A 26375-nucleotide genomic window follows, 5' to 3' on the forward strand; every position below is an offset into this window, starting at 1 on the left:
GGAGACCCGCGACGACATCCACGAGGCATTCCTGAAACTCGCCTGCTCACTCATCTGCTGGCGACGCCTGCGCCCCACGTTGCGTTAGGAGCTCTTAGGCACCCACGCAGCCCCGCCGGAGTTCCGGCGGGGCTGCGTGGGTGCGGTGGTCCGGCGCGCCGTTGACGACGGGGGGCGCGCCGGAGACCGGCGTCGGGTGCCGCTTATTTCACGTTGATCGCGGTCCAGGCGGCCGCGACCGTCTTGTACTCGGTGCTGTTGGCGCCGTACAGGTCGGCGGCGGCCTTCAGCGTGCCGGTGCGGGCGCCCGCGTACTTCGTGGTGGAGGTGAAGTACGTGGTCAGCGCGCGGTACCAGATCTTCTCGGCCTTGCCGCGGCCGATGCCGGTGACCTTCGAGTTGTCGTAGGTCGGGCTGTTGTAGGTCACGCCGTTGATCGTCTTGGTGCCGCTGCCCTCGGACAGCAGGTAGAACCAGTGGTTGGCCGGGCCCGAGGAGTAGTGCACGTCGACGCCGCCCAGCGAGGAGGACCAGTAGTCCTTGGACGCGCCGTCCTTGGAGGGCTTGTCCATGTAGCGCAGCGGCGTGCCGTCACCGTTGATGTCGATCTTCTCGCCGATGAGGTAGTCGCCCTTGTCGGCCGCGTTGTTGGCGTAGAACTCGGCCGCCGTGCCGAAGATGTCGGACGTCGCCTCGTTCAGACCGCCGGACTCGCCGCTGTAGTTGAGCTTGGCGGTGGCCGCGGTCACACCGTGGCTCATCTCGTGGGCGGCCACGTCCAGCGAGGTCAGCGGGTTGCTGTTGTTCTCGCCGTCGCCGTACGTCATGCAGAAGCAGGAGTCCTGCCAGAACGCGTTGACGTAGCTGTTGCCGTAGTGGACGCGGGAGTAGGCGCCCTTGCCGTCGTTGCGGATGCCGTTGCGGCCGAGCACGTTCTTGTAGTAGTCCCAGGTCACCGCCGCGCCGTAGTGCGCGTCGACGGCCGCGGTCTGCCGGCCGCCGCCCCACTTGTCGTCGGCGTCGGTGAAGAGCGTGCCGGTGCCGGACGTGCCCTGGCGCAGGTCGTAGGTCTTGTGGCCGCCGCGGGCGCCGTCGGTGAGGTTGTAGGTGCTGCCGCTCTTGGTGGTGGTGAGCGGGACGGTGCCGCTGTACGTGCTGGTGCCCGTACCGGTCTCGATCGTCTCGTCCTGGAAGAGCTTGGCCCCGGTCTTCGCGTCGGTGACGACGTGCAGCTCGCTCGGCGTGCCGTCCTTCTGGACGCCGGTGACCACGGTCTCGTACGCCAGCACCGGCTTGCCGGAGGCGGCCCAGATCACCTTGCGCGGCGCGGCCTTGGCTTCGGCCTTGGTGTTCTTCTCGGCGGCGGAGGCGGACAGCGCGCTCTTCTTGGCGGCCGTCGCCGGCTGCGCGGCGTCCGTGGTGGGCACGGCTATCTCGGCCTGGGTCGCCTTGTCGACCGTGCGGGCGCCGCTCTTCTTCTCGTGGACGACCAGGTCCCCGCCGAGGACCGGCAGGCCCTCGTACGTGCGCTCGTAGCGCGTGTGCACCGTGCCGTCCGCGTCCTTGATGACATCGCGGGCGATCAGCTTCTCCTGGCCGCCGAGGCCGATCTTCCGCGCGGTGTCGGCGGCTTCCGCCTGGGCGCTCTTGATCGCGGTCACCCGCTGCTGGGCGGAGAGCGCGACGGCGGTGGCGCCGGTCGCGGCGTCCGGCTGGGCGGTCGCGGATCCGGTCTGGACGGCGACCGCGACCATGGCGGCGGAGGCGACCAGGGCGGCGGCACGGAGGGAGTGCTTGCGGGGGGTGGAGGTCATGCGTCTCAACTCAGTCTCCTAGCGCGGGCCGTGTGGGTGCGGCCCGGATGAGGGGGAGGGCGGACCCTGTCGGGCCGCCCGGTGGTGCAGGAGTGAATCGAGAGGAGAGTGCCATTACCCGACCGTTCTTGTCAGGTCTTCAACAAGGATTTCACATGGGGTTTGACGAAATGCGGTTGTTTGTCACCTATTTATGGCCGGTGTGCGACCAGTTTTGTGAACAGCCTTGTGAACGAGGGGCGGACGCCAGGGGGCGGGCGACGCCCGAGACGCCGACCGGCCGGTCCGGAGCGCGGACCGCATGCCGGAGGCCCGGCACCGCGAACGGGTGCCGGGCCTCCGAGCCCGTACGGTCGGCTGCCTCAGGCAGCGGGCAGCTTCGCGGACCAAGCGGTCACGGACAGCGTGCCGTTGTCCACCTCCTGATCGAACGGGACGACATTGTGCGCGTTGCTGCCCGTTGGGGAGATCTGGAGGAACTTGGCGGGCGCGGTGTCCGCGCCGGTGTGCGTCCACACCAGGTCGGCGTAGGCGCTCCGGCCCGGCTTCAGAGTCACCCGGTGCACGCCCGGGTCCTTGGCGAAGTACGTATCACCGTGCCGCACCTCGGTCTTCAGCGCCGTGTGCCCGGCCCCCTCCAGCGCCAGACCCGGGTAACCGGATATCGCGCAGGTGGTCCCGCCGGTGTTCTGCACCCGCAGGTACGTGCCCGCGTGGTTCATCCCGGCCTGGCTCCCGCCCGCGTCGGTGGTGGTGGCTTTCAGCGTCCCCGGCTGGCACTCCCCGGCACCCGCGGGCCCGGCGCCGGCGGCGGAGGCGACGCCCGCCCCCGCCCCGGCGGTGAGCGCGACGGCGGCGGCGACAGCGGCAGCGGTACGCAGACCACGCATGGTCGATCAACTCCTCTCTCCCCGGTGTCCGGGGAGACCGATCTGTGATGCACCCACCCGCCTGCCCCCTCCGCGCGGCTCGATACGTACCGGATCGGGGCATCGGCCACATCCGGCCGGAACCGTGCGTCAGCGGACGGGAGCGTGCATCCCGTACTTCCTTGCTCGCGCCCCACTCTGGGCGGCGGCACTGTTGATCGGCTAACGGGCCGCTAACGGCCCGGCAGGGCGCCGCGTACCCGGTACGTCACAGCGCTTCCGGGCACACCCCGCGGACGGTGTCGAGGAACGCGGCGAGCTCGCCGCGCTGCGCCGCGTGCGCCACTTCCGCACCGTCGTGCTCGTGGCGCACAGCGCGGGCGGCGGACCCGCGTCGCTGGCGGCCGAGCGCGCTCCCTAACTCGTGGACCGGAACGTCTACCTCTCCGCGTTCGTGCCCGCCGGCCGCCCGCGCTTCGCCGCCTTCATCGCGGCGCCCGAGAACGCCACTGCGCTCGGCCGCGGCCTGCCGCTCGGCGACCCGGACGCGCTGGGCGCCAACCGTATCAACCCGCTCTCCGCCGACCCGGAATACGTCGGGGAACTGCGGCAGACCCACTACCAGGACACCTCCGCGGACCGGTTCGCCCGCTGGCGCCTGGCGCTGAGCCCGGACCTGCCCCTGGCGATCCTTGCGGACCCGGTCGAGGTGACCGCCGAGCGGTGGGGCCGGATACCGCGGGTGTTCCTGCGCTGCGCCGACGACCGGGCCCTGCCGCCCGCCACCCAGGACCTGATGATCGCTGAAGCGGACCGTGCCGTGCCCGGCCGTCCCTTCACCGTCCGCACCCTGCCCGGCAGTCACACCCCGTTCGCCGCCCGGCCGCGTGAGCTGGCGGCGGCGCGGGCCGCGAGCCGGTAGAAGCGCGGGCGCGCCCCGGCACCGGGGCGCGCCCGCGTCCACCGCGCCGGATCAGCTCATGGTCGACCCGATGGGCGCGCCGGTCGTCAGGAAGGTGGTCACCGGGAGCGAGCCGTCCGCCCGGCGCGGGCCGTACGCGGTCCGGGCGTCCGTGGACCGGAACGCGGGCGTGGTCACCCCGCGGTCCCAGGTGTTCCCGGCCGACACGGCGGCGGAGCCCACCTTCGCCGGCCGGTCACCGTTGGCGACGGCCAGGTTCTTCGCCAGGCGGGCCTTGCCCGTGGCGAAGTAGAAGCCCGCCTCCTTGTTGGCGTACGCGGTGTTGCGTTGCAGCACGGTGGCGCCGGGGTTGCTGTTCTCGGTGAAGCCGTGGAGCGTGTTGTCCCAGGCCGCGTTGTCGTTCACGACGTGCGCGGCGACGGTACCGCCGCCGCCCAGCTTGAAGCCGTTCCCGTTGCCCTCGAACGCCGGATCGTTCCAGCGGTTCTTGCCGTTGCCGTACGCCCAGGTGTGCTCGATGGTGACCGGACCGGCGAACTTCCACAGGTCCAGCCCGTCGTCCGCGTTGTTGAACAGCCGGGCCCCGGTGATCCGGTTGCCCTTGCCCGAACCGAACTTGACAGCGATGCCGTCGGCGTTCTGACCGTGCGTGGCGGGGTCGAAATTGCCGTGACTGTCCAGGTTCTGCACGAGGTTGTCGTTGGTGCCGTCGCCGCGCAGCGTGAAACCGGAGTTGCCGTTGTCGGCGGTGACCAGGTTCTTGAAGACACCGCCGGTGGAGGAGGTGGCGACGAAACCGTGCGCGGGCGACTTCTGGAAGGTGAGGTTCTGGACGGTCCAGTAATCACCGGATATTCCGGCCAGCCAGGACCCGGCGGGCAGCTTCGACCCGTCGATCCGCACCTTCTCGTTGCCGTACGCGGCCAGGGTGACGCGTGCCGTCGGCGTGCCGTCCGCGGCGCTCTTGAGGCTGCTGGTCGGGTAGTACGTACCGCCGCGCACCTGGATGGTGGTGCCGGCCTTGGCGTGCGCGACGGCGTCCTGCAGGGCCGCGGCGGTCGACACGACCACGGTCTGCGAGGCCGCGCCGGCCGTGCCCGGGGCCAGACCCAGCCAGGCGCCGCCCGCACCGGCGGCCACGGCGACGGCGGCGGCGAGGGTCAGGGTGCGGTTCCGGCGGTGACGACCGGTGCTGCTCACGGCAGTTGTTCCTTTCGTGGGGGACGAAGCGGTGCGGTCCCGGGCCGGAGCCCGCGGACCGCGCACCCCCTTGTGGTCACCGGAGGCGGGAAGGTTGCCCCGGGGATGGATACTGATCTTCATGCGTATCGACTTCGATCCTGAACAGTTCGACCGGCAAGGCTTCTACCGGCTGCTCACGGCGTCCGTGGTCCCGCGGCCCATCGCCTGGGTGTCCACCATCTCCGCCGAGGGCGTGGCCAATCTCGCTCCGCATTCGTTCTTCAACATCGCCTGTGTCGCGCCGCCCGTCCTGCAGTTCTCGGCCGTCGGGCGGAAGGACTCCCTCCGCAACATCGAGGAGACCGGGCAGTTCGTGGTGAATTTCGCGCCGGAACAGCTCGCCGAGCAGATCAACGAGACGGCGACCGACTTCCCGCGCGGGGTCAGCGAGTTCGACGAGGTGGGGGTGACCGCCGAGCCGAGCCTGCGGGTGAAGCCGCCGCGGGTCGCGGACTCGCCGGTGGCGTTCGAGTGCGAGCTGCACAGCACGGTGCGGTTCGGCGACTCCACCGTCGTCTTCGGCCGGGTCGTGCACGCGGTCGTCTCCGAGGAGGTCATGACCGACGGCCACCCGGAGATCACCGCCCTGCGACCGCTGTCCCGCCTGGGCAAGGACGAGTGGGGCACGCTCGGCGGCGTACGGGAGATCTCCCGTATCCGGTACGCGGACTGGCAAGGACCGGCCGCGGGCGCCTGACCGGAGCGCGGTGCGACGAGGGAGCCGGAGTACGGGACGTCCGGCTCCCGTGGACCGGGCCGGGCCGCGGTCCGGTACCGGATGCCGCGCGAACGGGAGGGGGGAAGGGCGGGCAGCGCGTTTCGTCCCCCTCTCCCTGCCGTCCACTTCCGCATCACCCTCGTCTCCGAGACTCTGCAATGACCCGGCCCGCAGGCGTAGCGGGCCACCGGCCACTGGAGATGCGATGACGAGATCGACGGGCTCCGCCGCCGCGCCGGACCTCCCGCTGGACGCGCCACCGGCCCCGGCGGGGAGACGGGCTCCGGGCGCACCGGCGGCCACGGGCGCCGCCCGCGCCTCCGTGAGCCCCTTCAGCCGCCGTACCGCGCTGCGGGTGGTCGCGGCGACGGCCGTCGGCACGCCTGCCCTGGCGTACGGCGGCGGCGCCGCGCACGCCGCCCAGGGCGACCGGCGGCTGCGCACCATGACGTTCAACCTCCGGTACGCGTCGAACGAGCGCCCCAACTCATGGCCCGAACGCCGCCCGGTCATGCGCGCACTGCTGGAGCGGGCAGCGCCGCACCTGCTCGGTACGCAGGAGGGCCTCTACCACCAGCTCCAGGACATCGCGGAGGACCTCGGCGACGACTACGCCTGGCTCGGCACCGGGCGTGCCGGCGGCAGCCGCGACGAGTTCGCCGCGATCTTCTACGACGTCCACCGGCTGGTCCCGGTCGAGTACGACCACTTCTGGCTGTCCGACACTCCGTATCTGATCGGTTCGGCGACGTGGGGCAACACCATCGTCCGCATGGCGACCTGGGCGCGCTTCCGGGACCGGCGGACCGGTGGTGAGTTCTACGCCCTCAACACCCACCTCGACCACCTGAACCAGTACTCGCGAGAGCGCTCCGCGACCCTGATCACCGACCGGCTGCGCCCGCTGGACCCGGCGCTGCCGCGCGTCGTCACCGGCGACTTCAACGTCCCCGCGCACCGGAACCCCGTCTACGACACCATGCTCGGCCGCGGCCCCCTCGTGGACACCTGGGACACCGCCGAGTCGCGCAGCACCCTGTACGCCACGTACCACGGCTACAAACCCCTGGTACGGGACGGCGAACGGATCGACTGGATCCTCACCTCGCCGTCGGTACGCACCCACCGCGCCGTGATCGACACGTTCTCCCAGGACGGGCAGTTCCCCAGCGACCACCTGCCGGTACGGGCCGTGCTGGAGCTGCCCGAAGCGCGCGGGAAGTGAGCCCGCGGAGCCAGAGGGGACGGCGGAACCGCCAGGATCAGCCGGTCTGAGCGCTTCGGTTCTCCCGGCTCCCGTCACCGGCGGCTGCGGCGCCGCTCCTGCCGCGTACCCGGAGCCCGGCCAGCAGGTCGTGCGTCGCGGCCGCCACCGCGTCCACGGCCTGCTCGAACACCTCCCGGTTGTGCGCGGCCGGCGCCCGGAAGCCGGAGATCTTGCGTACGTACTGGAGGGCCGCCGCCCGGATGTCGTCCTCGGTCACCTCGGGGGTGGCAGGCGGTCGGAGCGTCTTGATGCTGCGGCACATACCTCCAGTGTGCCTCGCGGGCGCCCGGCCGGGCCGGACGGCCGGAAACCGGTGCCCCGCCGCCGGCCCCTCTGGTGGAATGGCGCGATGGATGATCTTCGCCCACAGGAGCCCCGGCGCCGCCGGCCGCCGCAGGACCTCGAACCCGCCGTCCGGGCCCGCCTGGCCACCGAGCGGATCGCCTGGCTGTGCACCCTGCGGCCGGACGGCTCGCCGCACGTCACACCGGTCTGGTTCGTCTTCGTACGCGGCACCTGGTGGATCGGCGCGGACGGCGCCTCCGTCAAGGCGCGCAACGCCGGGAAGGACCCGCGGGTCTCGCTGGCCCTGGAGGGCGGGGAGGCGCCGGTCGTGGCGGAGGGGCGCGCCCGGGTGTGGCACGCGCCCATGGAAGGCGGCACCCCGTCCGCCGCCGGTTCCGAGCCGCCCTTCCCGCCCGATGTGGTGGCCGCCTTCCTGGCGAAGTACGACTGGGACGTGACCGTTCCGGAGCGGCCGGGCGCGGACCGGGTGCTCTTCGAGGTCCCGGTCGGCCGGTGGCTGCTGGCGGGCACGGCACAGTAGCGGCGGGCCGCCCGCGTACCCCGGAAGGACCGTCACTCCAGACCGGTGACCCGCAGCGTGATGTTGAGGCGTCCGCTCGTCAGCCCCGTCGCCGGGTCACCGGTCCCCGGCAGCACCTTGGTCACCCCGTGGTACGCGAACCGCGACGGCCCGCCGAAGACGAACAGGTCGCCGGAGGCCAGCTCGATGTCGGTGTGGGGCCGGCCGCGGGACTCGGTGTTGCCGAAGCGGAAGATGCAGGTGTCGCCGATGCTGAGCGACACGACCGGGGCGCTGGACCGTTCGTCCTTGTCCTGGTGCATGCCCATCGTGGCCTGGCCGTCGTAGAAATTGACCAGAGCGGTGTCCGGTGTGTAGCCGTCGCCCGCCGTGGGGTCCTCGTACGCGTCCGCCAGGGCCGCCCGCCCCAGCTCGACCAGCCAGTCGGGGAACTCCGCCACCCGGGCGCCGTTGACGTCGTCGGCGGTGCGCCGGTACGTGTACGGCTGCCAGTGCCAGCCGAGGCACACCGTCTGTACGGACATGACACCACCGCGCGGCAGCCGGGTGTGCCGGATCGGCACCGGCCCCCGTGCCCAGCCGCGGCAGGCGGCCACCAGCTCCCGCTGCCGCTCCAGGGGCAGCCAGCCGGGTACGTGCACGGCGCCCGGCGCGGGCCGGGACCGTACGGGCTCCGGACCGCCGAAGCCGGGCAGGGGCATGTTCACGGCGATCTCACTCCCGGTCCGGTGCCCGTGGGCGGCACCGCGTACGGTCCTTCCCGCCCATTCTCCTCCAGCACCTGCCCGGCCCGCCTGCCGCCCCTGGGAGGGCGGCCCGCGCTACGCGCCCGGCTCCGCGATCAGCGCGGTGGCGACGCGCCGGAACCCGAGCCGTTCGTAGATGCGCGCGACGTCGTCGCTGCCGGCCGACAGGAACACGGTACGGACACCCCGCGCACGGGCGTCGGCCACCAGGGCGGCGGTGACCGCGAGCCCCAGGCCGCGGCGGCGGGCGCTCGGCAGCGTGCCCACGCCGACGACCTCGCTGACCTCGCCGACCGGCTGGTGCTGCCCGGCACAGAGCGCCGCGCCGTCCTCCTCGGCCACCGCCACGGCGGTGAAACCGTTCCGTATGCGCTCCGCCACGCCGGCCACCGAGCCGTCCTCGACGAGCAGCCGGGCCGTCTCCGCCAGTTCCCGGGCGCCTGCCACACCGACCCGGGTGTCCGGCTGTCCGAAGGCGACATGGGGAACGGCGACGGCGTGCGCCAACGCGGGATCACCGTCCGCCAGCACGCGGACGCACACCTGCGCTCCGCCTCCGGGACCGCTCCCGCTTCCGTCGTCCCCGTCGTCCCCCTGCTCCGCATCCGGCTCCGTCTCCAGCTCCAGCGCCAGCAACGGGTGCGGCTGCACCACCAGCCCCGATTCCTCCACCGCGGCGCGCAGCTCCGGCGCGTTCTCCGCGACCCATTCGAAGCTCTCGGGCACGCCCAGCTCCCGCTGCCGGGCCCGGACCCGCGTCACGTCGGCGGCGCTCGCCGGGTCACCCGGCCAGTCCAGCGTCGGCCGCGCGTAGTACGGCCAGCCCCGGCCGTCGCGTACGAAGAGCGTCAGCGCCCCGAAGTCCTCTGCCCGGGCGGCGCTGCGCGGGACCGCGTCGTAATACGCCTCGATACGGCTGAGCAACTGCTTCAGCAGGTCGTCGGCGCAAGCGTTCTCGTCAATTCCGGCAGTACTCACGGCCGCATACAAGCAGCAGGACGACGCCCACCGCCAACGGTTTACCAGCACCGCCCACGGTCCCGACCGCCGCCTCCACCGCGCCTCCGGAGCGGATTCCACCCGTCTCCGCCGCGGCTTCGGTCACCGGCTCGACCGGCCGGCTCAGACGGCCTCGGCGACGGTCCGCTGCACCGCGTGCGTCCAGATCTCCAGCAGCCGCGCGTACTCCGTACGGTCCTCGGCCGTCCACGACCGGCCGCGGCGGGCGCGCACGAACTGCCGGATCGCCTCGTTCGCGTCGGCGGCGGTCAGCGGCGCACCCATGCAGGGGGAAGGAGTTGGGGGCATGCCGTCCATGCTAGGGGCGGGCACTGACAACGCCCCCTCGCCGAACGCCCCTCGGCGGTGGTACGGCTCCCCGGCGCCGTCGTGCGCACCGTGCGCACGCGGCTGACCTGCCCTGACCGGTACGTGTCCGGTGCAGGGGATTCTCCATATGTGTCCAGCCCCACACCCTCTGTCCCCGCGGGACCACTTCCCCGTCATCACGGCAGCCCCGACAGCTTCGGCAGTCCCGGCTTCCACCGTCGCCCGCCCTCTGCCCTCCCGACTTTCCCCGCCGCACGCCCACCGGCTCCATAGGCCAACCGGGTATATCGGGAGAAAAGTAGCGTTTCTCCTTTCATATGACCGGGCGCCGGAGGTTGAATCGGCACTGTCAGTCACTCTCAGCACGCCTCAAAGGAGGATGTTGGTATGCGTTCTGTCATGCGTCCGCTCTTCGTCGGCCTCGCGGTGGTGGGCCTGTCCGCCGCCGGTGTCGTCGCGGCCCAGGCCCACGGCCACGACGACGACGAGGTGAACATCAGCAAGTACACCAATGCGCCGAGTCACGCCTCGCACAACTGGGGCAGCGGCAACTGGAACTCGGCCGCCCGTTTCGGGGACCTGGAGCAGGACTGATTGCCCCAGCGCCTTGATGGTGGGCACATCCGGCACCCACCGGGTGTGCCTGCCGGCACGCGAACGGACCGGGCGGGGCGCCTCTCCCGCCTCGCCCGTCGGTCCGCGGCCGAGGGCGCCGGCACCGTCGGATCCGCGCTCGGGTACGCGGCGGGCAAGGCGGGCGGCGGGGCCGAACCCGGCCCGCCCGCCGCCGAATTCGCCCGGTGATTTCTTCCGTACGCCCTTTCAACGGCTCCGAATCGGGTATCACACAGAAAACCTCCCCCCTTCACGTGTGTGCCCGGAGCCGCATATGCAGCATGCCCTGCCCATGCCCGGAGACATAGGTCTCACCCAAATCAGCGGCAATGTCGGTCGCTTGATCCGCATCGGACAATGGCTGAACGGAAATGGCTTCGGTGATTACCAGCATGCCTTCCTCGTGCTCCCGGACGGCATGCTCGTCGAAGCCGAACCCGGCGGCGCGACGGTCCGCACCCTGGCGGCGTACGACGGTGCGAACGTCCTGTACGTGTGCCCCGAAGGGCTCACGGACCGGCAACGCGACGCGATATGCGCCGCCGGCCGCCGCTACGAGGGCGTCCCGTACAGCTTCCTCGACTTCCTGGCGATCGCCGTCCACCGCCTCCGCCTGCCCTTCCCCGGCCTGCGCCGCTACGTCGCCGCCACCGGCCACATGATCTGCTCCCAACTGGTCGACCAGAGCTACCGCGACGCCGGAGTCCACCTCTTCGCCGACGGCCGCTGGCCGGGTTATGTGACGCCCATGGCCTTGTACGACCGCTTGGCCGATCGAGTCCCGGCAGCCCGTCCCCGATCGCACCGCTCCCCGCGCCGCCCTCACGGCGCGAAGTAGGCCCTCGGCGGCACCCCCACCACGCGTCGGAACGCCGCGACGAACGCGCTCGGTGACGCGTAGCCGACCCGGGCGGCCACCGCCGCCACCGGCGATCCCGCGGCCAGCAGCGGCATCGCGGCCTGGAGGCGTACTCGGGTGCGCCACTGCCCGAACGGCATCCCCGTCTCCGCGGCGAACGCGCGGGCCAGCGTCCGCGCGCTCGCGCCCACCTCCGCGCCCCACGCCGCCAGGGTCCGGTCGTCCGCCGGACGCGCCCGCAGGGCACGGGCGACGTGGCGCGCCCGCGCGTCGCGGGGCAGCGGCGCCAGCACCGTCGTGACCGACACCGGCACCAACTGATCGAGCGCGACCGCTTCCGCCCGCTCCCTGGCGTCCGCGGCCAGCCCGTCGTCCGCCAGGTACATGATCAGCTCGCGCAGCAGCGGCGGGACACCCACGACGGTGGGCACGGTCCAGTCCACCGGACAGCGGTCGGGGCGGCACCACAGGCTCCGGCCCAGCACCGGGCCGGACGCGCCCGTCGCGTGCTCGATGCCCGCCGGTATCCAGAGCGCCATCGTGGGCGGCAGCACCCAGGTGTTCCCCTGGGCGCGTACGGCGATGACGCCGCGCTCCGCCCAGGCCAGTTGATGGGTGGTGTGCCAGTGCCGCCCGTACCACTGGCCGTCGCCGACCGCGAAGCTGCCGACGACGACGGCGGCTTCCGGATACCCGCCACGAGGGGCCAGCTGTCCGTATCGCGACAAGACGTGTCCCCCTACCTCGTGGTGGACACCGTCCTCGCTTCCTAGCATCGCCACATGGCCTCCATGAATCGCTTGCACCAGTGGATATGCAGCTCCGACAAGTGGGCCCGGGGAGTCGAGCAGAACCTGCTCCCCTGGGCCCTCGAAGGAGTGCGACTCGGCGCCGACACCCTGGAGATCGGTCCCGGTTACGGCGCCACCACACGCGTGCTGGAACGGCGCGCGCCGGGCAGACTCAGTGTCCTGGAAGTCGACGCGGAGTTCGCCGAGGACCTCCGGAAGACGTACGGGGACCGGGTCGAGGTGGTGCACGGCGACGGGACGGCGATGCCGTTCCCCGACGGCGGCTTCGACGCCGTCGTCTGCTTCACGATGCTGCACCACGTGCCCTCCCCGGAACAGCAGGACCGCCTCTTCGCGGAGGCCAGGCGCGTACTGCGCCCCGGCGGCGTGTTCGCCGGCTGCGACGGCTGCGCGAGTCCCGGCTTCCGCCTGCTGCACCTGGGCGACACGTATGTGCCCGTACCGCCGGAGACCTTGCCGCAGCGCCTGCGCGGCGCCGGCTTCGGCCCGGCCGACGTCACCCGCGCGAAGGGAAGGTTCCGCTTCCGGGCCGTGCGGGCTTGAGAGAGGGCTGACCCGTCACAGCGGCACACCCCCGCCTCGTACGCGCAGCCGGGACGCCGCCCGCAACTTCGTGGCTTCTGCCAGTACGACGGGCTGCTGCGGCCCAGGAAGACTGCCCGCCAGTGGCTGCGGCGTATCCCCTGGACGGGGAGAGCCGAGCCGAAGGCGTGGAGCAGCCAAGGAAAGGAGCCTGCGGTGAGCGTGCAGCAGTATGACGAGATCGGTGAGGCGTTCGAGGGTTTCAAGGGGTTGACGCTGGCGCACTACGCGGAGGTGCCCGGCTTCCTGGCCCTGGTCGGGGACGTACGCGGGAAGTCGGTCCTCGACCTGGCCTCCGGTACCGGCTTCTACAGCAGGGAATTCAAGCGGCGCGGCGCCACGGAGGTGCTCGGCGTCGACATCTCCGGTGAAATGGTCGCCGCGGCGCGGAAGTTCGAGGACGGTGCTCCGCTGGGCGTGCGCTACGAGGTGGGCGACGTGGCCGAGCTGGCGCCCCTCGGACGGCGTTTCGACATCGCCACGGGGGTCCAGCTGCTCAACTACGCGGAAGACATCGCCACCATGGAGCGGATGTGCCGCAACGTGCACCGGAACCTGGTGCCCGGCGCCGGGTTCTTCCTGCTCAACCAGTCACCCGACTACCGCTTCGACGGACCGTCCCTGGGCAAGTACGGCTTTCTCAGCGAGCCGACCGGGGAGGAGGCCGAGGTCGGGCCGCGAGTCCGGACCACGGCGCTGCTCGACCCGCCGATCTCGTTCGTCTCCACCCGCCCGCGCCGCGAGGTCTACGAACACTGTCTGCGGGCGGCCGGCTTCGGGGAGCTGACCTGGGTACCGCTGAAGGTGTCCGACGCCGGCATGCGCGAGTTCGGTGCCGACTTCTGGGCGGACTTCAACGCCAACCCGCCACTGGAAATGCTGCGTTGCCGCGCCTGACGACCGAACGCACCGGTCGGCGGCCGGCCTTCCGGAACGCGCGCCGAAGCCGCGTGGGCGACCGGCGGTCCGGGTTACGGCCGGCCGGTGCCGGGGCCGCCGTTGAGGTGCAGGCGGTAGGCGAGGACCTCGCGCGCGGCCTGGAGCAGCGAGATGTTGTGGCTGAAGGCGTGGGCGCGCAGCAGGAGCAGGGTGTGGCTGGGGGGAAGGCCGAGCTGGGAGGTGAGCATGCCGGCGGCCTGGTGGACTTCGGCGAAGCGCAGGCCGTCGGCGAGGAGGGCGGGGCCAGGCCCGGCCAGCGGTCGCCGCTCTCGCTGCTCAGGTCCGGGACCAGGACGGGGTGGCCGGTGCGGGCGGTGTCCCAGGTGGGGCCGTGGCCCTGGACCAGTTGCAGGTCTTCGATGGCCTCGGCGTGCGGGCCGAAGCTCTGCAACAGCTCGGGGCTGTGGCCGCCGGGCGCCAGGACCAGGGCCTCCAGGGCCGGACCCTGGCCCAGCGTGTACTGCATGTCGTCCAGACGGGCACCGGTCTCGGTACTCCACCACACCGTCACCGGCCACGGGCGCCCACGGCTCTCCGCCCGGCTTCGGGCGGCCGGCCGCTCACTGCTGCCGGGACCCCCAAGTGGTCCGTGGCAGGGAGGCGAGGTGGCGGAACATGGCCAGGAGGGCGTTTGTGACGGAGTCCTCGGAGAGAGCGGGCGGGCCCCCGGGGATGGTGCCGAGTGAGGTGGGGAAGGGATCGAAACCGTTGAAGGAGGCCATGAGGCCGGTCAGGTGCCGGAACACGCTCGGCGGGTGGCCGGTGCCGGCGGCGGCGCAGACGCTGGAGACGATGGCGTCGAACGTTTGCGGTGCGACCAGATGCGGTTTGAGCAGGGAGAGGTCCAGGGCGGGCAGGTCGCGGTCCGCACGCACCCGGGCGGCGGCGATCTCGTACCCCAGGTCGATGATCCGCCGCATCGGCAGCGCCGCGGGACCCGCCGTCAGCCAGTAGTCACCGCGGGCCTCCTCGTCGCGCGCGAGGGCGGCCAGCGCTGCGGCGACCACGTCCACCGGGACGATGTCGACACGGGTTCCCGTTTCGCACGGCAGGAAGGGGAGCTGGCCCCACATCGCCATGCCCACCACGTGGTGGAACGCCTGCAGCCGGGCGATTTCACCGGTGCGGGTGTCCCCGATGACCGCGGAGATCCGCGCGACGGCGGCCGGCAGGCCCGACGCGCGGACCAGGGTTTCCCCCGCCGCCTTCGAGTCGGCGTACGAGGCCAGGGCGGTGTCCGGCCCGTTGCGAGCGACGAAGGCGGTGGAACTGTGCACCAGCCGGGCGCCGGCGTCCTCGACGAACCGCAGGACGTGGCCGACACCGCGCACATTGACGTGGTGCAGGCTGTGGGCCGCCGCGCCGAAGCTCACCCGGGCCGCGCAGTGGAGCACCACGTCGACCGTGGCGGCCAGTTCGCGGTAGTCGGCCGGCGGCAGCCCCAGCCAGGGCCGGGTGATGTCCCCGCCGACGGTGGTGCCTGCGGCCGGCTTGTGGTGGGTGAGGGCGATCACCGGTGTGCCTTCGCGGCTCAGCGTCCGCAGGAGCGCGGAGCCGACCACGCCCGACGCTCCGGTCAGCAGGACCACCGGTGCCGTCATGGCCGCTCCGTTCGAGACCGGTGCCGGGAGCCGTCGGGGCGGTCACGTACCCGGACGGCCGTACCGTCCGCGGTCACCTCCAGCGCGTGGCGGGTGCCCGGCACGTCCACCAGCCAGGCGGTGAGCAGTTCCCCGTCGGCGGCGACGCGGCTCGGATGGGCCGCTGTCCTGCGCGCGACGTGCTCTTTCACGGCGATCAGCGGCGCACTGTCCCGTACCCGCGCGCCCGGGGGCAGGCCGTAGACCGCGGCCACCGTCCCCGGGACGTGGTCGAGCCGGGCCACTGCCGAGCGGCGCAGCACGGTGACCTCGCCGTCCCGGTCCGACAGCAGCAACTCCGGCACGTACCGGCGGTCCCTGATGAAGGCGCGGCGCAACCGCCCTGACACCTTCAGCAAGCCGCCCGCCGGGACGAGGACGAGGACGAGGCGCATGGCGACGAGGACCCGTTCTCCCTCGCACAGTTGGAGATCGACGGCGGGAAGGCGCGGGGAGTCCGGCAGCGGTGGGGCGCTGGAGCCGAACCCGGCGAAGCGCGCCTCGACGTCGATCAGTCCGGTGTCGGGCAACGGCGCGTAGCGGACGAGTGAGGCGATGCGGTGGGGGAAGGTCACGCTGTCCCGGTCGATGTCCGCCGACCACTGCCCCAGGCAGGTGTGCGGGATGACGTGCGTCGCCGCGTCGAGCAGTCCGTGGTGGAGGAGGCCGGGCGGGACCCGGCCCCGGGCGGCGTCCAGCACGCCCGAGGCGCCGCCGCTGCCGATGCGTGCCGAGCGGAGGTACTGGAAGCTGGGGCCGTGGAAGCACGCGCCGGATTCATATGGATCGGGGACCGCGCGCGTACGCGGGAGCGGGGCGAACCGGAGCGGTGGCGACTGGGGTGTGAACAGGGCGGTGCCCGTGGCCACCGGCGCGAAGCGCGCAAGAGCGGGATCGCCGTTTCCGGCCTCCAGCCAGGTGAACAGCGTCAAGGCCGGTTGACCGGGCGGCCCATCGCAGGTGATGCGGACCCTGGTGGGGCCGGGGAGGGGCAGCCAGCGCCGCACCTGTACGTCGCGGAGCGCCGAGACGGTGCGGCCGTCGAGGTCCGTGGCCACCTGCGCGCACAGATCCGCCATGGACATCAGCGGCAAGGCCGGCACGGTCCAGGTGGGGCAATGGTCGGCCAGCCAGCTGTCGACGGCCGGATCGAGCACGAACTCCACCGGAGCACGCCGGTCCTTGGCGGGAGGCCGCCGGTCCTCGACAGGGCGCGGAGGCGGCGGACCCGCGGGCAGCGAGCGGGGCGTTCTCCCGGGGCCGGACAGGTATGCGTCGACCGAGCCCTGCAACCGAAGGAACTGTCGGTGCAGCGCAGTCGCCCGGCCGTGCTGCTCGGCGACGAGTGCGAGCACGTCGGAAGACCTGGCGGCATGCGGCCTGCGGATTCCCTGCGCGCGGTGGTACGGGCTCGCCGGGGCGTCCTCCGCCGGGCCGCCCGTCCCGTACCGCGGCGGCCGGGGCATCACTTCCTCGGCCGGTTCGGCGTCAGGCGGTACGGGCGGTGTGGGCCGCATGGGAAGCCTCCCCGAAGAGCACCTCGGCCGGCCCGGCAGAGATGATCACCTGTGGTTGTGGTGCGCTGATGGCGAGTTCGGCGGCGAAGGCACGGGCCCCGTCCTCCATGGACAGCAGAGGAACGCCGCCCAGCCGGAAGAGGCCGGCCAGTCGGGGCGTGACCATGCCGCCTTGCCACGGGCCCCAGGCCAGGGAGCGGAGCAACGCCTCGGGGCGGCCGGTCCGTTCCGCGGCGAGCACATGGTTCAGGGTCTCGTTGGCCATCGCGTAGTCGCACTGGCCGGCGTTGCCGAAGGACGCGACGACCGAGGAGAACACGCACAGCAGGCGCAGCGGATCCGCCGCCGTCTCCTGGAGCAGTGCCGCCAGCCCTTCGGCCTTCACGCCGAACACCTCGTCGAAGTCCGCGGCCGTCTTGTCCTTGATACGCCGGTCGGCCAGGACACCGGCCGCGTGCACCAGCCCGGTGACCGGCCCCCACTCGGCCCGGATGCCGGCGAGCACGGTGTGCAGGCGCTCGCGGTCACGGACGTCCGCCCTCACGTACCGGGCCTGGGAACCGGCCTCCCGCAGCGCGGTCAGCGCCGCGCGGATCCGGTTCGCCTGCGGACCGTCCGGCTTCGTGCGGCCGATCAGGACGAACCTGGCCGGGCGGGTCCGCGCCAGTTCGGTCAGCGCCCTGGCGGTGACACCGCCGGTGCCGCCCGTGGCGACGATGACGGGGAGCGGACCGAGGGCGGGCGCAGGCTGCGCGTCCCCCGGGACCTCCTCGTCGCGCACGGCCCAGGTCCGCCGTACACCGTCGGCCGGGAGACCGACGTTGAGCGACGGGCCTCCGGCCAGCAGTTCCCCGACGACCGCCGCGGCGACCTCGCCGTCGGTGCGGGCCCCGCGGGCACAGTCGATGGCCTTGACCGACGCCCGCGGCCATTCGGCTCCCGCGGTACGGGCGAGAGCGGCGAGGCCGCCGAGCCACGCCCGGCGCGGTCCACCGGAGCGCAGCCCGAACCACCCGCCCGTGTCCTGCACGGTGACGAAGACGCCACCGTGCCGCTCCATCCGCGGTGCGACGGCGCGGGCCGCCCGGAACGCTTCCCGCTGACGTGCGAGGGCGTCGGTCACCGACGCCGGTTCGGCCATGCCGCCGAGGAAGACGACACCGTCCGCGCCGGCCGGGGCGGCCGTGTGGCGCTCGGCGGCGACGCCGTGCGTTCCGAGCAGGCGGACCACCTCGTCGGCGAGGCCGGAGCCGCCCCCGACCACGGCCAAGGGGCCCTCGCCCAGTCCCGGCAGCGGTGTGCCGGCGGCGGGCTCGGCCACCATCGTCGGGATCTGCCGGTGCACCCGGCCCTCCGGCGGGGCGGATTCGGCCGCGGGGAGGGCGGCGGCCGGGTGCGGTGCCGCCGTCTCCGCGGGTGAGGCACCGTCGGCGGGCGCTCTCGCCGCGACCAGTTCGCGCAGCGCACCGGCCACTTCCCCTACGGTCCGCAAGGCCGCCAGCTGTGCGACATCCGCGCGGTCGACGGCCTCCAGGTGCGGAAACGCCGCGCGCAACGCTGCCAGCACCTGCACCCGGGTGATCGAATCGAGGCCCAGGTCGGCTTCGAGTTCCATGTGCGGGGCCAGGACGTCGACGGGATAGCCGGTCTCCTCCGCCACCGTCCTCAGCACCAGGGCCTCCATGCCGGCGATGTCCGGGGCCGGTGACGGCAGCGCCTCCTGGGGCGAGGACCGGTCCGTCTCAGTGGTGGCCGGGGCCGGGAGTCCGCCCGCGTCGGCTCGGACAGCAGGGGTGGAGAGCACTGCGGGATCAGCCCGGTCACCGCTCCAGCCGCTCCAGTCCCTCCACCCGATCCCGGCCGAGTCGGTCCCCTCCGGCTCCTGCCCGGTGCTCCCCTCGCTCCCGGCCCCGACGAGGGCCTCGACTGCCTTGGCCGCCAGACCGAGATAGGTGGCGTGGGCTTCCGCGGTCTGCCGCTGCACCTCCAGGAGGGCTCGTACGACCTCGGTGTCGGCCTGGTGCGTCGCCGGGGTGGGAAGAGGGGCCGGGGCGGTTGCAGGAGCCACGGGCCCGGGGCCCACCTGCGCCTCACCCGCCTGCGGCGGGTAACGCCGCCCGTGGTTACCGCCGTTGATCGACATGCGTACCTGGGACGTGGGGCGCGGCTCCGGTGCGGACCGGGCGGTCGCGTGGTGTTCCCACAGCCCGGCAGGCAGCAGAGGAACGCCCAGGGCGGCCAGCCGCGCCAGGGCGCTGTGGAAGCCGGTCACCCCATGGGTTCCGGACGGGGCGGTGGGGATGGCGTGATGGGGGAGGCCGTGGAGGATCTCACCGATCAGACCGGTGAGTACGCTGCCCGGCCCCACCTCCACGAAGGTCCGTACGCCGTCGCGGTACATGGCTTTGATCATGTCGACGAACCGGACGGGTGCGGCCAGATGCCCGGCAACCACCTGCCGCACCAGGCCGGGTTGTACGGGATACACGGCCGCGTCCGTATTGCCGTACACGTCCAGCAGCGGGGCCCGGATCGTCTGTGCGGCGAGGAACTCCGTCCACGGCTCCGTGGCGCGAGCCACCAGCGGGCTGTGGAAGGCCGTGGCCACGTCCAGGCGGCGGGTGGTGAGGCCGGCTGCGGCACAGCGTTCCGCTGCCTGCGCCACTCCCGTCTGTGTGCCCGCCAGCACCACTTGGGCGGGCGCGTTGTCGTTGACGAGCCAGATGTCCTCGGAAAGGCCGTCGGCGACGAGGCCGGTGACGCGCTCGGCGCAGGCGTCGACGGCGAGCATGGCACCGCCGTCGGGGCCGGAACCGGTGTCCCGCAGGAGTTCGCCGCGCCTGCGGGCCAGCCGCAGCAGGGTGTCCGCGTCGAACGCCCGGGCGGCGTGCAGCGCGGTCAGTTCGCCGAAGCTGTGGCCCGCGACGCAATCCGGCCGTACTCCGGTCGCGTCCAGCAGCGCGAGCAGGGCGAGAGCGTGCGCGGCGAGGGCCGGCTGTGCCCACTCGGTACGCGTCAGACCGGCCCGGTGGCGCCTCCGCTCGTCCTCGGTGGTCCCGGGCCGGGGGAACACCACGTCGGTCAGCGGCTGTTCGCCGAGGTCCAGTTCGGCCGCGTGCTGCCACACCGCCAGCGCGCGAGGGAAATGCAGGGCCAGGTCCGTACCCATGTGGGGGTGCTGGGCGCCCTGCCCGGGGAAGACGAAAGCGATCCGGCCGACGCCCATGTCACCGGTGCCGTAGTGCAGCCCGGCAGGCCCCGGGAAAGCCTCACCCGGGCGCCGTTCGATCACCGTGGCGGCCTGCTTCAGCTTGGCGGCCAGTTCCGTCGGGCCGTCCGCGACGAGCGCCAGACGGAATTCCGCGTCGGCATCGAAGGCGTCCTGCGCCCGCCGGGCGGTCTCGGGCAGACGATCGCGCTCGTCGAGCCTCTCCACGAGGTCGCGGCACCGGGTGAGCAGCCCCTCGGAGGTCGCGGCGGACAGCGGCACCAACTCCGTCGGCCGGGACGCGCACGACGGCGCCGGGCGGCGCGGGCCAGGGCCCCCGGCCACCGGAACGTACTCCTCCAGCGCCACGTGGAAGTTGGAGCCGCCGAACCCGAAACTCGACACCGATGCCCGCCGCGGATGGTCCGCGAGATGCACCCACGGCCTGGCCGAGGTGTTGAGGTAGAACGGGCTGCGGTCGAGTTCCAGCGCCGGGTTGGGCGGCTCGGCCTTGATCGTCGGGGGGAGCACCTTGTGGTGCAGCGCCAGCACGGCCTTCAGCAGGCCGGCGGCACCGGCGGCGGCCTTGGCGTGACCGATCTGGGACTTCACCGAGCCCAGTGCGCACCACGGACGCCCGGGGCGGCCGGGCCCCTCGAACACCGCACGCAGCGCGGTCACTTCCGTGGTGTCGCCCGCGACGGTCCCGGTACCGTGCGCCTCCACCAGACCGACCGTGCCGGGACCGTGACCCGCTGCCGCGTAGGCCCGGCGCATGGCCCGGACCTGCCCGGCCGCCAGCGGCGCGTAGATGGACGTACCGCTGCCGTCCGATGCCGATCCGATGCCGCGCACCACGGCGAAGATCCGGTCACCGTCCCGCTCGGCGTCCGCGAGCCGCTTGAGCGCGAACAGGGCGACACCTTCGCCCAGCACGGTGCCGTCCGCGGTCTCCGCGAACGGCCGGCAGTCACCGGTGGGGGAGAGGGCCGGCGTCTTGCTGAAGCAGGTGAACGTCATCGGATCGTTGAGGGTGTCCACGCCGCCGGTGACGACGAGATCCGCCCGGCCCAGTACGAGATCGTCGACGGCGACGGACAGCGCGGCCAGGGAACTCGCACACGCCGCGTCCACGGTGAAGTTCGTCCCGTGCAGATCGAAGGTGTTGGCGATCCGCCCGGCGACGACGTTGCTCAACAGGCCGGGGAAGGTGGCCGTCTGCCACGGTGCGCAGTGCTCGGCGATCCGGTCGCAGATCGCCTCCGCCCGCTCCCGCGTGATCCCTTCTTCCCGTAGGGCCTTGTGCCAGACAGGGCGCCCCGTGCGTGCGCTCATCTCGCCCATCAGTTGCAGCGCAGCACAACCCACGTACACACCGACCCGATCGCCGGGCACAGCCCCTGGCCCCGGGCCCAGGTCCGCCAGCAGCCGGCCGGCCACGATCAGGGCGAGCAGCTGGGCCGTGTCGGTGGCGGCGACGGTCCGGGGCGACAGGCCGAAGGCCATCGGCTCGAATTCCACCGTCGGCAGGAAGGAACCGCGTGTGCAGTACGTCTTGTCCGGGGCCTGTGGGTCGGGGTCGTAATGGTCCGCCGCCAGCCACCGGTCGGCCGGCACTTCGGTCACCAGGTCCCGGCCCTCGACGACGGCCCGCCAGAAGGCGTCGAGCTCCGGGGCGCCCGGCATGATCGCATCCATCCCCACGACGGCGATCGGCCCCGGTACGGTCGGCCCCGGTACGGTCGGCAGGCTGTCGGGCATGAGGCTGCTCCCCTCGGAAGACACGTGGAAAACGCGGCGGGCGACATGTGCGGAACACGGCGGGCAGCGGCCGGCCGCCGCCGTCAGCGCAGCAGGCGCGGCCGGAAGCGGAACGCCCGTGGCGGCAGGGCGACCCCAGAGGTCCGCAGCTGATGGGCCCGCGTCACCACGGCGGCTCCCTGCAACAGGTTCAACGCGATCTGCACGACCGTCCGGCGCCCCGGTACCGCCAGGAAGGAACCCGCGCTCCACCGGTTGAACGCCCCGGCCGCCGGGCCGCACCACAGCTGGTAGTCGGCCCGCCGCCGCGGGTCCCCGGTGACGGCCCACCGGTTCGACCGGCTGAGGTACCACCGGAACACCAGCGCCATCCGGTGCTTCGGGTCCGCCTCGGCCCGTGCCAGCTCCGCCGGGTCGCGCCGCGTCCAGTAGTCGTACGTCCAGGTCCACACGGCATCGATCGAAGCGCCCAGCACGTCCCGCTCCAGCGACCGCCGCTCGGCCGCGGGCACCGCGTCCAGCGACGGATACTGCCGGTAGACGCGCTCCAGCCGCGCCGCCCGCCCGGCGAAGAGCGTGCCCCGTCGCAACACCTGCACCTGCGCCCCCATCTCGAACATGTCCGCGGCGGGAGCCATGGCCGTATCGGCGACACCGGCCTCGGCGAGCATCGCCTTGGCCTCGGCGCAGACCCCGGCCTCGACGGACATCTGGTTCACCGACCCGGTGACGACGTACGCCGCACCCAGCGCGAACGCGGCGGCGACCGCCGCCGGCTCCCCGAGGCCGCCGGCCGCCCCCACGCGCACCGGGCGGGCGAGGCGGTGCCGGGCCGCCAGTTCGTCCCGCAGCGCGACGACGCCGGGCAGCAGCGCGGCCAGGGGACGGCGGTCGGTGTGGCCGCCGCTGTCCGCCTCGACGGTGATGTCCTCGGCCACCGGTACGTGCGCGGCCAGCCCCGCCTCGTACTCGGTGAGCCGGCCGTGTGCCACCAGATGGCGCAGCAGCGCGCCGGGCGCGGGCAGCATGAACGCCCGCGCCAGCTCCGGACGGCTGACCTTGGCGAACACCGCCACCGGACGGATGATCCGGCCCGCTCGGTCCTGCCGCAGCCCCACGGCGGCGCACCGTACCACCGCAGGTGTCAGCTCCATGAAGGCCGACGCCGAGACGCACGGGACGGCCGCGCCCACCAGCCGGTCGGCGACCTGCTCCTCCCAGGACGCGTCGGCCGGCGTGTGGATCAGGTTCACACCCCAGTTCCGGCGGTCCGCCAGCCCGGTACGGAGCTCGTGCGCCGCCCGCTCCACCTCGACCGGAGGCAGGCCCCCGGCGCCGAAGAAGGCCAGCATGTCGGCGCGTGCCATGGCGGCCACCAGCGATGTGGTCGAGATGCCGCGGGCCATCTCGCCCGCGACGTAAGGGAAGCGGACACCGTGGGCCCGGCCGAACGCCCGCTCACCCAGCCACTCCGGATACAGCGCGGGCAGCGTCCCGACCGGGACCAGGCCGTGGCCGAGGCCGTGGACCGCCGACCGGCCGTCCGCCAGCCCCAGCTGCCCGTCGGAAACCCGGGCGACCAGATGCACCGGCGCCGTCACACGCTGGGCCAGTTCCGTCATGCCGTCGCCGTCGAACACGGCGCCGCGCGCGTCCCCGCCCCCGGGCCCGGCCGGCAGGAGTTCGCCCCTCGCAACCCCGCCCATCAGAAATGACCGAATACCCAGTTCCCGGATGCCTGCGGGTCCTCACTCACCACGTACTCCGTGAAGGCTTTGAGGCAGGTCGCATAGGTCAGGTGGCCCTGACCCGTCGCATCGAATCTCTCCCAGGTCGTTGTCGCTTCCTCCTCGGAGATGCCGAGGAAGCGCACTGCCAGGGGAATCGTGTCGTCCTTGCGGATCCTGCCGTCGCCGTCCCGGTCCAGCATCCCGAACAGGACGTTGGTCAGCGAGCCGATCAGGCGGATCACCTTGTCGGGGTCCCGCACCAGATCGATGGCGATCTCCTGCGCGAAGCGCTCCTGGTCGAGCTGGCGTACTCCGGTGGCGTCCGGGGACGGATCGTACTCCCGCCAGATTTCCCGGGCGGTGGCCGCGAGCTGGTCCTGGCGCCGCGCGTCGGCCCCGCTTCCGGCCGCCTCGGCGAAGGCCCGCCCCAGACGCAGCGACCCCTCTTCGGTGATGAGGCCGGCGTGGTCGGAGTCGAGAACCTCGAACATCCGGTTCAGTTTGCGACGGCGGATATCTGACATCGGTGCGGGGGCGGTGGCTTCGAAGAGGGGCATGCCGCTGAACACCTCCGGGAGGTGGGGGATCGGTCGGCCCGCATGACGGCGGGCCGGGTTCCGCTCCGGCGCGTGGAAGAGGCCCGGCCGGGCGCGGAACCCGCGCGCCTGGCCGGCATCAGGGCGCCGGCCAGGGCAGTCGTAGCGAAGTGGGGGACGGACGGCGTACGTCATGTGCTCCCCGGAGCATCTGTGCCGTCTCCTGAAGAGAGCATCGGCCGATGTCGGCACCCTCAACCCGGGTGCCCGCCCGCTTCGCTCGACTTGGGGACGTACCGAACAAGGTGGCGTGCTCGGGCGCGTCGGTGGCGGGCTGGGCAGCGCCCACGGGCACGTTCCCGTCGTCGGGCTATCTGGCTGTGCCGGTGAACGCCATGGTCAGCGTGAACGCGTAACCGGGCAGGCACCAGTTCTTCTCGCGCGGCTTCTTCTTGTGCCTGCCGTGGCGCCGCTTGCGTGGCACGAGAGAGGGTTGGCGCAGCCCGTCATCGGCTCGATCCAGGGAATGTACAACCCTGTGCATTCGCGGAGGCCGGCGGTGAGCCCGGCCGGCCTCCGCGAATGCGCTAACCGCTCAGGAAGCTGGGCGTGCGGAGGCCGGCTCCTGGCGGGCGAGGAGTCCGCTGGCGGTCACCTCTACCGTGTGGCGTACCAGGTCGGTGAAGTCCATCCGCAGGGCGGCCAGTGCCGGGTCGGAGTCGTAGGCGGCCCGCAGTGCCTCCGAGGGGTGGCTGCACGGCCAGGCTGCCATGGCCGTGAGCACGGTCGTCTCCGCCAGCCTGGACGCGCCCTCGGCGCCGAGTTCGGGAAGGTGCCGCCGGACCAGCTCGATCAGGGCCTGCGTGTTCTGCCAGGCCGCGTGCTTGTGCCGGACGGCGACCTCGGTGGAGATGTTGTGTTCCAGTACCGCGGACTGCGCGGCGAGCAGGTCACAGAGCACCGGTCGCCCGGCCAGGGAGGCGGCCAGGGTCTCTGCCAGCCCGTCCCCGCGTTCTCGCGGGGTGCCCGCGGCTCCTCCGGTCGCGTGCTCCAGTTCGGCGACCCAGTCGTGCATCTCGGCCTGCAAAAGCTCCAGCAGGACCGCTTCGCGTGACTCGAAATAGCGCAGCACATTGGATTTGGCCAGCCCTATTCGGCGGCTCAGCTCGTTGAGGCTGAGCTTGGCGACCGGCATCTCGGTCAGCATCGCGGCCGCGGTCGCCAGGACCTGCCGGCGCCGTTCGAGTCGCTGCTCATCGCTGCGTGCGCGCTGGAACTCCACCCGCCCATCGTAGCTACCGCCGGTCTCTTAATAAAAGACCGGTGGTCTGTTACGGTGGAAGATGTTAAGAGACCAGTAGTCTTTTAGGAGGCGGTCGTGTACCAGGTCCCTGATCAGCGCGGAAAACTCGCCGTTGTGACCGGCGCGAACAGCGGCACCGGCAAAGAGGCCGCCAAGCGCCTGGCCGCAGCCGGAGCGCACGTGGTGCTCGCCGTGCGCACCCCGGCCAAAGGCGAGCAAGCACAAGCGGAGATCCGCGCCGCACACCCCGCCGCCCAGGTCGAGGTCCGCCGGCTCGACCTGGCCGACCTGACTTCGGTCCGCGAATTCACCGACGCTCTGATCGCCGAGGGCAGGCCGCTGGACCTGCTGCTCAACAACGCCGGAGTGGCGAACGTGCCCACCCGGCACGAGACGGCGGACGGATTCGAGCTGCAACTGGGCAGCAACTTCCTGGGCCCGTTCGCGCTCACCGTCAGACTGCTGCCGCTGCTGTTGTCGGCCCCCGCGCCACGCGTGGCCACGATGAGCAGCCTCGGCGCCGCCACCGGCCGGATCGACTTCGACGACCTCCAGTCCACCGGCCACTACAGCCCCGCCAAGGCGTACGCCCAGTCCAAACTGGCCGATCTGATGATGACCCTGCACCTGGCGGACCTCGCAGCCCGGCACCAGTGGCCGCTGTCGTCGGTCGGCGCGCACCCCGGCACCACCCGCACCAACCTGATGGTCTCGGGGCCGACCCTGGGCGGTGGCCGGCCCGGCCGGTTCACCTCGCTGGCCGCCAAAATCGTGCCCTCCCAAGGCCCGGAACAAGGCGCGGAACCGTTGCTGTACGCGGCAACCAGCCCCGACGCCGCGCCCGGTGGCTACTTCGGCCCCCGGTGGGTCATGACCGGCCCCCCGAAACCTGTCCGCCCGCCGCGCCGCGCACAGGACAAGACCGTCGCGGCACGCCTGTGGGCCCAAGCCGAACACCTCACCGGCGTCACCGTCGCCGCCCAGCTCTGATCAACCGCCCAGGCCGGCGCCTTGGGCACCCCGAGCGCATCCACATCGGGCTCGGCCCGCCCGGTGGCCTGCGCATCGATGCTGGGGAGGTACCGGCCCTCGCGTCCCGTCCAGGGGCCGTACGGCAAAACGCCCAGTCGGCGTCGGGTG

General features: G+C 72.5%; 24 protein-coding genes and 1 pseudogene. 10 read left to right on the forward strand and 15 right to left on the reverse strand.

From position 1 onward, the window contains the following. Positions 1 to 203: 203 nt before the first annotated feature. Both ACH4FX_RS30240 and ACH4FX_RS30245 read right to left on the reverse strand, forming a co-directional pair. Positions 204 to 1814, reverse strand: coding sequence for a M4 family metallopeptidase (locus ACH4FX_RS30240; RefSeq protein ID WP_398484256.1), 1611 nt, complete (start codon positions 1812 to 1814; stop codon positions 204 to 206). 362 nt (positions 1815 to 2176) lie between these two features. Then, positions 2177 to 2704: a DUF4232 domain-containing protein gene (locus ACH4FX_RS30245; RefSeq protein ID WP_398484258.1), complete on the reverse strand. Its 528-nt coding sequence runs from the start codon at positions 2702 to 2704 to the stop codon at positions 2177 to 2179. Positions 2705 to 3002: 298 nt separating this feature from the next. On the opposite strand from ACH4FX_RS30245, the pseudogene ACH4FX_RS30250 reads away from it, so the two are divergent. Beyond that, positions 3003 to 3605: pseudogene (locus ACH4FX_RS30250) on the forward strand (alpha/beta fold hydrolase); the annotation flags it as partial. Positions 3606 to 3656: 51 nt separating this feature from the next. Here ACH4FX_RS30250 and ACH4FX_RS30255 read toward each other — a convergent pair. Further along, complete coding sequence (locus tag ACH4FX_RS30255; protein WP_398484260.1) at positions 3657 to 4805, reverse strand: right-handed parallel beta-helix repeat-containing protein; 1149 nt, start codon at positions 4803 to 4805, stop codon at positions 3657 to 3659. 121 nt (positions 4806 to 4926) lie between these two features. Between ACH4FX_RS30255 and ACH4FX_RS30260 the strand changes: the two genes are divergently transcribed. Continuing rightward, on the forward strand, positions 4927 to 5544 hold the full coding sequence (locus tag ACH4FX_RS30260) for a flavin reductase family protein (protein ID WP_398484262.1): 618 nt from the start codon (positions 4927 to 4929) through the stop codon (positions 5542 to 5544). Positions 5545 to 5770: 226 nt separating this feature from the next. Continuing rightward, positions 5771 to 6790 (forward strand): endonuclease/exonuclease/phosphatase family protein, encoded by a 1020-nt coding sequence (locus ACH4FX_RS30265; protein ID WP_398484264.1) that lies wholly within the window; start codon positions 5771 to 5773, stop codon positions 6788 to 6790. 37 nt (positions 6791 to 6827) lie between these two features. On the opposite strand, the gene ACH4FX_RS30270 is transcribed toward ACH4FX_RS30265, so the two are convergent. Then, positions 6828 to 7094, reverse strand: coding sequence for a DUF2277 domain-containing protein (locus ACH4FX_RS30270; protein WP_398484266.1), 267 nt, complete (start codon positions 7092 to 7094; stop codon positions 6828 to 6830). Positions 7095 to 7181: 87 nt separating this feature from the next. Here ACH4FX_RS30270 and ACH4FX_RS30275 point away from each other — a divergent pair, with 87 nt between their 5' ends. After that, entirely contained in the window at positions 7182 to 7658 is a 477-nt protein-coding gene (locus ACH4FX_RS30275) for a pyridoxamine 5'-phosphate oxidase family protein (RefSeq protein ID WP_398484267.1), read from the forward strand. A gap of 32 nt (positions 7659 to 7690) precedes the next feature. Here the strand turns inward: ACH4FX_RS30275 and ACH4FX_RS30280 are convergent, their stop codons facing one another. From ACH4FX_RS30280 to ACH4FX_RS30290, 3 genes are all read right to left on the reverse strand, one after another. Beyond that, on the reverse strand, positions 7691 to 8359 hold the full coding sequence (locus ACH4FX_RS30280) for an alpha-ketoglutarate-dependent dioxygenase AlkB family protein (RefSeq protein WP_398484524.1): 669 nt from the start codon (positions 8357 to 8359) through the stop codon (positions 7691 to 7693). A 120-nt stretch (positions 8360 to 8479) separates the two neighbouring features. Next, entirely contained in the window at positions 8480 to 9382 is a 903-nt protein-coding gene (locus ACH4FX_RS30285; RefSeq protein ID WP_398484269.1) for a GNAT family N-acetyltransferase, read from the reverse strand. Positions 9383 to 9526: 144 nt separating this feature from the next. Beyond that, positions 9527 to 9712, reverse strand: coding sequence for a hypothetical protein (locus ACH4FX_RS30290; RefSeq protein ID WP_398484271.1), 186 nt, complete (start codon positions 9710 to 9712; stop codon positions 9527 to 9529). 408 nt (positions 9713 to 10120) lie between these two features. Between ACH4FX_RS30290 and ACH4FX_RS30295 the strand changes: the two genes are divergently transcribed. The 3 genes from ACH4FX_RS30295 (at position 10121) to ACH4FX_RS30305 (ending at position 11186) form a co-directional block, all read left to right on the forward strand. Beyond that, positions 10121 to 10327, forward strand: a complete 207-nt coding sequence (locus ACH4FX_RS30295; RefSeq protein WP_159058142.1) for a hypothetical protein — start codon at positions 10121 to 10123, stop codon at positions 10325 to 10327. A gap of 45 nt (positions 10328 to 10372) precedes the next feature. Beyond that, a complete protein-coding gene (locus ACH4FX_RS30300; protein WP_398484273.1) occupies positions 10373 to 10537 on the forward strand; it encodes a hypothetical protein in 165 nt (54 codons plus the stop codon). Positions 10538 to 10622: 85 nt separating this feature from the next. Next, on the forward strand, positions 10623 to 11186 hold the full coding sequence (locus ACH4FX_RS30305) for a hypothetical protein (RefSeq protein ID WP_398484275.1): 564 nt from the start codon (positions 10623 to 10625) through the stop codon (positions 11184 to 11186). Here ACH4FX_RS30305 and ACH4FX_RS30310 read toward each other — a convergent pair. Beyond that, positions 11171 to 11935, reverse strand: coding sequence for a helix-turn-helix domain-containing protein (locus ACH4FX_RS30310; RefSeq protein WP_398484277.1), 765 nt, complete (start codon positions 11933 to 11935; stop codon positions 11171 to 11173). The genes ACH4FX_RS30305 and ACH4FX_RS30310 overlap by 16 nt on opposite strands. Before the next feature lie 54 nt (positions 11936 to 11989). Between ACH4FX_RS30310 and ACH4FX_RS30315 the strand changes: the two genes are divergently transcribed. Beyond that, positions 11990 to 12562: a class I SAM-dependent methyltransferase gene (locus tag ACH4FX_RS30315; protein WP_398484279.1), complete on the forward strand. Its 573-nt coding sequence runs from the start codon at positions 11990 to 11992 to the stop codon at positions 12560 to 12562. Positions 12563 to 12757: 195 nt separating this feature from the next. Beyond that, the gene (locus ACH4FX_RS30320; RefSeq protein ID WP_398484281.1) at positions 12758 to 13498 is read left to right on the forward strand and encodes a class I SAM-dependent methyltransferase; all 741 of its coding nucleotides are present in this window, start codon (positions 12758 to 12760) and stop codon (positions 13496 to 13498) included. A 74-nt stretch (positions 13499 to 13572) separates the two neighbouring features. On the opposite strand, the gene ACH4FX_RS30325 is transcribed toward ACH4FX_RS30320, so the two are convergent. The 7 genes from ACH4FX_RS30325 to ACH4FX_RS30355 all read right to left on the reverse strand — a co-directional run bounded on the left by ACH4FX_RS30325 (position 13573) and on the right by ACH4FX_RS30355 (position 25214). Continuing rightward, complete coding sequence (locus ACH4FX_RS30325; protein WP_398484283.1) at positions 13573 to 13728, reverse strand: hypothetical protein; 156 nt, start codon at positions 13726 to 13728, stop codon at positions 13573 to 13575. Positions 13729 to 14100: 372 nt separating this feature from the next. After that, complete coding sequence (locus tag ACH4FX_RS30330) at positions 14101 to 15141, reverse strand: SDR family oxidoreductase (RefSeq protein ID WP_398484285.1); 1041 nt, start codon at positions 15139 to 15141, stop codon at positions 14101 to 14103. Beyond that, a complete protein-coding gene (locus ACH4FX_RS30335) occupies positions 15138 to 16697 on the reverse strand; it encodes a hypothetical protein (protein WP_398484287.1) in 1560 nt (519 codons plus the stop codon). Before ACH4FX_RS30335 ends, ACH4FX_RS30330 begins: the two co-directional genes overlap by 4 nt. Continuing rightward, positions 16669 to 21666, reverse strand: coding sequence for a type I polyketide synthase (locus ACH4FX_RS30340; protein ID WP_398484289.1), 4998 nt, complete (start codon positions 21664 to 21666; stop codon positions 16669 to 16671). The genes ACH4FX_RS30335 and ACH4FX_RS30340 overlap by 29 nt, the downstream gene beginning before the upstream one ends. A gap of 83 nt (positions 21667 to 21749) precedes the next feature. Further along, positions 21750 to 23372 (reverse strand): PfaD family polyunsaturated fatty acid/polyketide biosynthesis protein, encoded by a 1623-nt coding sequence (locus ACH4FX_RS30345; protein ID WP_398484291.1) that lies wholly within the window; start codon positions 23370 to 23372, stop codon positions 21750 to 21752. Beyond that, entirely contained in the window at positions 23372 to 23965 is a 594-nt protein-coding gene (locus tag ACH4FX_RS30350) for an EF-hand domain-containing protein (protein ID WP_398484293.1), read from the reverse strand. Before ACH4FX_RS30350 ends, ACH4FX_RS30345 begins: the two co-directional genes overlap by 1 nt. Positions 23966 to 24527: 562 nt before the next feature. After that, on the reverse strand, positions 24528 to 25214 hold the full coding sequence (locus ACH4FX_RS30355) for a TetR/AcrR family transcriptional regulator (protein ID WP_398484294.1): 687 nt from the start codon (positions 25212 to 25214) through the stop codon (positions 24528 to 24530). 96 nt (positions 25215 to 25310) lie between these two features. Here ACH4FX_RS30355 and ACH4FX_RS30360 point away from each other — a divergent pair, with 96 nt between their 5' ends. Beyond that, entirely contained in the window at positions 25311 to 26225 is a 915-nt protein-coding gene (locus ACH4FX_RS30360; RefSeq protein WP_398484296.1) for an SDR family oxidoreductase, read from the forward strand. Positions 26226 to 26375 lie beyond the last annotated feature (150 nt).

Source organism: Streptomyces sp. NPDC018019 (assembly GCF_044327805.1).
Lineage (GTDB): Bacteria > Actinomycetota > Actinomycetes > Streptomycetales > Streptomycetaceae > Streptomyces.

Coding starts and splice junctions, on each gene's coding strand:
- ACH4FX_RS30265 (WP_398484264.1), top strand. CDS start 5,771: ATGACGAGATCGACGGGCTCCGCCGCCGCGCCGGACCTCCCGCTGGAC.
- ACH4FX_RS30260 (WP_398484262.1), top strand. CDS start 4,927: ATGCGTATCGACTTCGATCCTGAACAGTTCGACCGGCAAGGCTTCTAC.
- ACH4FX_RS30270 (WP_398484266.1), bottom strand. CDS start 7,094: ATGTGCCGCAGCATCAAGACGCTCCGACCGCCTGCCACCCCCGAGGTG.
- ACH4FX_RS30240 (WP_398484256.1), bottom strand. CDS start 1,814: ATGACCTCCACCCCCCGCAAGCACTCCCTCCGTGCCGCCGCCCTGGTC.
- ACH4FX_RS30305 (WP_398484275.1), top strand. CDS start 10,623: ATGCAGCATGCCCTGCCCATGCCCGGAGACATAGGTCTCACCCAAATC.
- ACH4FX_RS30330 (WP_398484285.1), bottom strand. CDS start 15,141: ATGACGGCACCGGTGGTCCTGCTGACCGGAGCGTCGGGCGTGGTCGGC.
- ACH4FX_RS30340 (WP_398484289.1), bottom strand. CDS start 21,666: ATGCCCGACAGCCTGCCGACCGTACCGGGGCCGACCGTACCGGGGCCG.
- ACH4FX_RS30325 (WP_398484283.1), bottom strand. CDS start 13,728: ATGCTCACCTCCCAGCTCGGCCTTCCCCCCAGCCACACCCTGCTCCTG.
- ACH4FX_RS30245 (WP_398484258.1), bottom strand. CDS start 2,704: ATGCGTGGTCTGCGTACCGCTGCCGCTGTCGCCGCCGCCGTCGCGCTC.
- ACH4FX_RS30345 (WP_398484291.1), bottom strand. CDS start 23,372: ATGGGCGGGGTTGCGAGGGGCGAACTCCTGCCGGCCGGGCCCGGGGGC.
- ACH4FX_RS30315 (WP_398484279.1), top strand. CDS start 11,990: ATGGCCTCCATGAATCGCTTGCACCAGTGGATATGCAGCTCCGACAAG.
- ACH4FX_RS30335 (WP_398484287.1), bottom strand. CDS start 16,697: ATGCGGCCCACACCGCCCGTACCGCCTGACGCCGAACCGGCCGAGGAA.
- ACH4FX_RS30280 (WP_398484524.1), bottom strand. CDS start 8,359: ATGCCCCTGCCCGGCTTCGGCGGTCCGGAGCCCGTACGGTCCCGGCCC.
- ACH4FX_RS30295 (WP_159058142.1), top strand. CDS start 10,121: ATGCGTTCTGTCATGCGTCCGCTCTTCGTCGGCCTCGCGGTGGTGGGC.
- ACH4FX_RS30275 (WP_398484267.1), top strand. CDS start 7,182: ATGGATGATCTTCGCCCACAGGAGCCCCGGCGCCGCCGGCCGCCGCAG.
- ACH4FX_RS30290 (WP_398484271.1), bottom strand. CDS start 9,712: ATGCCCCCAACTCCTTCCCCCTGCATGGGTGCGCCGCTGACCGCCGCC.